General features: G+C 45.5%; 4 protein-coding genes. 2 read left to right on the forward strand and 2 right to left on the reverse strand.

Annotated elements, in window-relative coordinates; translation table 11 throughout:
* Window positions 1-433 precede the first annotated feature (433 nt).
* Both H6S82_RS21530 and H6S82_RS21535 read left to right on the forward strand, forming a co-directional pair.
* On the forward strand, window positions 434-1,354 hold the full coding sequence (locus tag H6S82_RS21530; RefSeq protein ID WP_191056679.1) for a hypothetical protein: 921 nt from the start codon (window positions 434-436) through the stop codon (window positions 1,352-1,354).
* Between the two features lie 249 nt (window positions 1,355-1,603).
* Window positions 1,604-1,804 (forward strand): hypothetical protein, encoded by a 201-nt coding sequence (locus tag H6S82_RS21535; protein WP_190465780.1) that lies wholly within the window; start codon window positions 1,604-1,606, stop codon window positions 1,802-1,804.
* Window positions 1,805-1,925: 121 nt separating this feature from the next.
* Here the strand turns inward: H6S82_RS21535 and H6S82_RS21540 are convergent, their stop codons facing one another.
* Both H6S82_RS21540 and H6S82_RS21545 read right to left on the reverse strand, forming a co-directional pair.
* The gene (locus H6S82_RS21540; protein WP_190465778.1) at window positions 1,926-2,768 is read right to left on the reverse strand and encodes a metallophosphoesterase; all 843 of its coding nucleotides are present in this window, start codon (window positions 2,766-2,768) and stop codon (window positions 1,926-1,928) included.
* A gap of 115 nt (window positions 2,769-2,883) precedes the next feature.
* On the reverse strand, window positions 2,884-4,116 hold a 1,233-nt coding region (locus H6S82_RS21545), incomplete at its 5' end, for an FAD-dependent oxidoreductase (RefSeq protein WP_191056680.1).

Consider the following 4,116-nt stretch of genomic DNA (forward strand, 5'->3'; position numbering starts at 1 on the left):
AATCAGAAGTGGAAACCAGGGACTTGACGGCGATTAAAATCGCCAGGTGCGTTTCATCCCCATGTCTAAAGCCAGGGGCTTTCACGCACGGTTTTCGGTAATTTAAAGTGCGATCGTTGTTTTGAATAATCTCCCAATCAAACTTAGTTTTAAGTGGAATCTTAATACGTTCGTGTCTAACACCCTAAGATTGATATTGCGCTAGTGCAATCCCCTGTTGTGCCAGGGATAAAGTCAATCTTTTGACGTAAGGATGATTTCGACTTGGGATAGAGCCAGGGGTGAGAATTTACTGGTTATTCTAGCTTTACAGGATAAAAAATAAATCCTGCTTAATTAATAGAACAAATAAATCGCTGTTTAAATCTGCTTTTTAGGCAGTGCAGTAGATTTCTCCATTTGTTTATTCCGCAAGGGAGTTGTATCAAAAGCCATGACAGACCACAACAATCGCACCACCTCTGAGCGTGAATTTTATCAAGATCCCAAAGGAAACACTGATAGCAGAGTAACGCAAAACACGGAAACAGTTCACGGTACAACACCAGATGAGTATCGCGACGGTTACACTCACGGTCGCATGGCCGAACGTCGCCACCAACAAGGTTACCAAACTACTCGCGATAATAATAATGCAGCTCGCGGCTTGCTACTGGGGATTATCCTCACTTCTCTTGTCGGTCTCGGTGCTGCTGGATTATACTTCTTCAACCAGCGGAATAATGAGCCCGTACCTGCACCTGCGATCGTTCCCGTACCGGCACCTAGAGCAAATCAATCACCCAGTCCGGCTCCAGATAGAACGATAATACAGCGCGAAACAACTATAGATAGATCTCCAGTAGTAGTTCCGGTTCCCCAAAGACAAACGCCGGCTTCTCCATCACCGCAACCGAACATTACTATTCAACAATCACCATCTTCTCCAGCACCAGCTCCACAAACTAACATTAACGTTCCACCAAGTTCTGGACAACAAAATCAAAGTTCGGGCAGTGAAAGTAGATCCCAAAGCTCAACAGGCACTTCTACGGGAACTAGACAGTTGCCTTCTGTACAGACAGCACCGGATCGATCGCAAAACCAAAATGATGACGCTGCAACTTCAGGTTCTTTAGGTAACAGTGGCACCACATCCGGTAGCGGTTCTACCACCGGCGGTACTACAGGTAATGGTACATCCGGTAGCGGTTCCCTCGGCGGTACTACAGGTAATGGTACATCCGGGAGCGGTTCTACTGGTGGTGCGACAGGTAGCGGCACATCCGGGAGCGGTTCTACTGGTGGTGCGACAGGTAGCGGCACATCCGGGAGCGGTGCTGGCGCAGGTAGCGCGGGCGGTTCAGGCCAATAAAAGCCAAATTTTGCATCCTTTTTTCTAATAGCTTCTTGATAGTCGCTCAATCTTTTGCCTCCTAAGATCAAGGGAGGCTTTTTTTCTGTACGATCGCTTCAAAATTAATCAGAGTAATGAACTATTTCAAAAATTAAAACTCTATAAACTTTTGTAAATAACTATCGCACCGCTGGGAAACAAATGCTAACTTAAAAACTAAGGCACGAATCAATAAAGTCTTCAAACAAAACACTTGGATTCGAGCTAGTGCCTCCCGCTCCAATCCAAACGCAACGTCTGACCGATGTGAGATTCATCCAAGAAAAGTGGCATTGCGTTCAGCCCGGATTAATGTTTGATATTAGAACGCAAAGCAGATATCACTATCTTAATCGGCTGTGTGAATACACGGAGGTGATGCAAAAGTCCGGTTACGGTCGGTTGCGGTTCAAGTCCACCTTATTGTAGTTAAGTTCCTTCTTTTTGGAAACACCTGGTTGTAATTCGTTCCAATTAAATCGACAGATCTTAACCCGCCGCAAGCTACTAAATGTTTATCCAAGTAGCTGGGCGGGTTTAAAAATGCTTGCTAAGACACGGGCTCACCCATTAGCTTGATGATAGTGACTTCTGGAGGACAGAAGAGGCGTCCGGGTAAATAGGTTCCCAATCCTCGGTTGACATACAAACGGTTTGCGGCAATCTGATGCAAACCTTGCGCCCATTCCCAATGCTGAAATAGTTTGCGGCAATCTTTGCGGGCGTATGGTAGAAAGGGGCGCAGCGATTTGGGAATCGTGCGAGTAAGAGTTGGCAACCATGCAGGTAGTGGGCCTAAATGGGGTAACAAAATTTGTCCGCCGTGAGTGTGACCTGAGAGTTGCAAATCCACGCGCCACTGTTGCAAAACTTCAGCACTATCTGGATTGTGGGATAAGACAATGCGAGGAATGGCGGAGTCTATCTGTTTGAGGATCGGCCCAGGCTTGAATTTGGCAGAATGGAAGTCAGCAAGACCTACCAGCGCTAATCCTGGGCCAAAGGGATAAGCTACCTGATTCCAGAGGAGGCGAATGCCGATGCTAGTTAGGGCTGTACGAATTTGCTGTTTCGAGTGACGAAAGTAAAGGTCGTGGTTGCCTAAAATAGCATAGATACCCATACGACTTTGTAGGTGTTTGAGTCGCTGTACTAGGTTATAAATAGGGGCGGGATCTGAGGTTACGTAGTCGCCGGTAAGTACAATAAGGTCAGGTTCGGCTTGATTGCTAGCAGCGATCGCTTCTTCTAGCAAGTTTTCCGAAAGTCGCTTTCCGTCGTAGTGGAAATCGGATAACTGTACGATTTTTGTATTATGTAACGATACTGGTAAGTCTGCGATCGCTACTGTGATATTTTCAACTTTCAATGCCCCGGTTAACAGCCTGTGCATAACTTAGAAATGAATTTTTTTTAAGGCAAAGGTAGGCAGAGATTGACGCCAAATAAAAATTTTTTGCTTGTCTTCTTCCTCTGCTATTACGACTGAGGGAGATTGGGTGAGGCTTTTAAAAGCTTCGCATAAGTTGGAAGGTTTTTTGGAGGATAGTTTGGAGTTTCTGGTTTTTAGCGTATTTTTGTTTGGTGAGTTGAAGTGCCGCTTTGCTGTTTATTTCTGCTAGAGTGGGGTAAATGTGGATAATACTGCTAAGGGCAGAAACTTTCAGCTTGTGCGACATTGCCAAGACAATTTCGTGGATTAATTCGCCGGCAGAAGGGCCGACTAAATGGGCACCGAGAATTACACCGTTAGGGCGGGTAATAATTTTGGCAAATCCGCCAGTTGCGGCTTCTGCTTGGGCGCGATCGACATCAGCAAAATTTTGCTTCAGTACGTAAATTTTATCGCCGTATTTTTCTTTAGCTTGCTGTTCGGTTAAGCCAACTCGCGCTAATTCTGGATCGGTAAATGTTGCCCAAGGAATTATTTCATACTTGGCTTTTGTCAGAGGTAGGAATAAGGCATTTTTTAGCACTACACTTGCTTCGTAACTGGCGACGTGGGTAAATTGGTATCCACCAATCACATCGCCGCAAGCATAGATGCGAGGATTAGTTGTCTGGAGTTTAGCATTTACCGTTACTCCTTGTTTGTCAACTGCCACTCCTGCGGCTTCTAAATTGAGAGATTCTATATTAGGTTTTCTGCCTGCGGCAACTAAGATTTCATCTGCAATAATTTGGCGATCGCCTGCCCATATTTGCTTTTTACCGTCGGCGATTTCCACTCGTTCCACCCGTGTTTTTGTGATGACAGTAATTCCTTCCGATTCCATTTGAGATTGCACAACTTGGGCTGCTTCCGGATCTTCCTTGGGTAAAATGTAATCCCTGCTGGCAATAATAGTTATTTGAGAACCCAAGCGAGAAAAAGCTTGTCCCAATTCACATCCTATTGGCCCGCCGCCTATTACGGCAAGCGAATTAGGGCATTTAGTTAGCTGAAAAACTTGTTCGTTGGTAATATATCCTGCTTCTTGAATTCCGGGGATAGGAGGAATTGCGGGTCGAGAACCTGTGGATATTACAAATGCCCTGGCTGTGAGACGGCGATGATTGACTGAAAAAGTTTGTTCGTCTATAAATTGACCGGAACCAAAAATTACTTCCACACCTAACGATTGAAATCTTTCTGGTGAATCGTGGGGTTCAATGGCAGCGATCGCACTGCGGACGTGACCCATAGCTTTGGCAAATTCAATTTCCCGGTTTTCGCAGTCGATCCCGAAGCGTGCAGCATT

It is taken from the genome of Planktothrix sp. FACHB-1355 (genome assembly GCF_014748295.1).
Classification (GTDB): domain Bacteria; phylum Cyanobacteriota; class Cyanobacteriia; order Cyanobacteriales; family Aerosakkonemataceae; genus Aerosakkonema; species Aerosakkonema funiforme_A.

What these genes read in the sequence shown, in the direction of transcription:
- H6S82_RS21540 (WP_190465778.1), bottom strand. Translation starts at nt 2,768, where the DNA reads ATGCACAGGCTGTTAACCGGGGCATTGAAAGTTGAAAATATCACAGTA.
- H6S82_RS21530 (WP_191056679.1), top strand. Translation starts at nt 434, where the DNA reads ATGACAGACCACAACAATCGCACCACCTCTGAGCGTGAATTTTATCAA.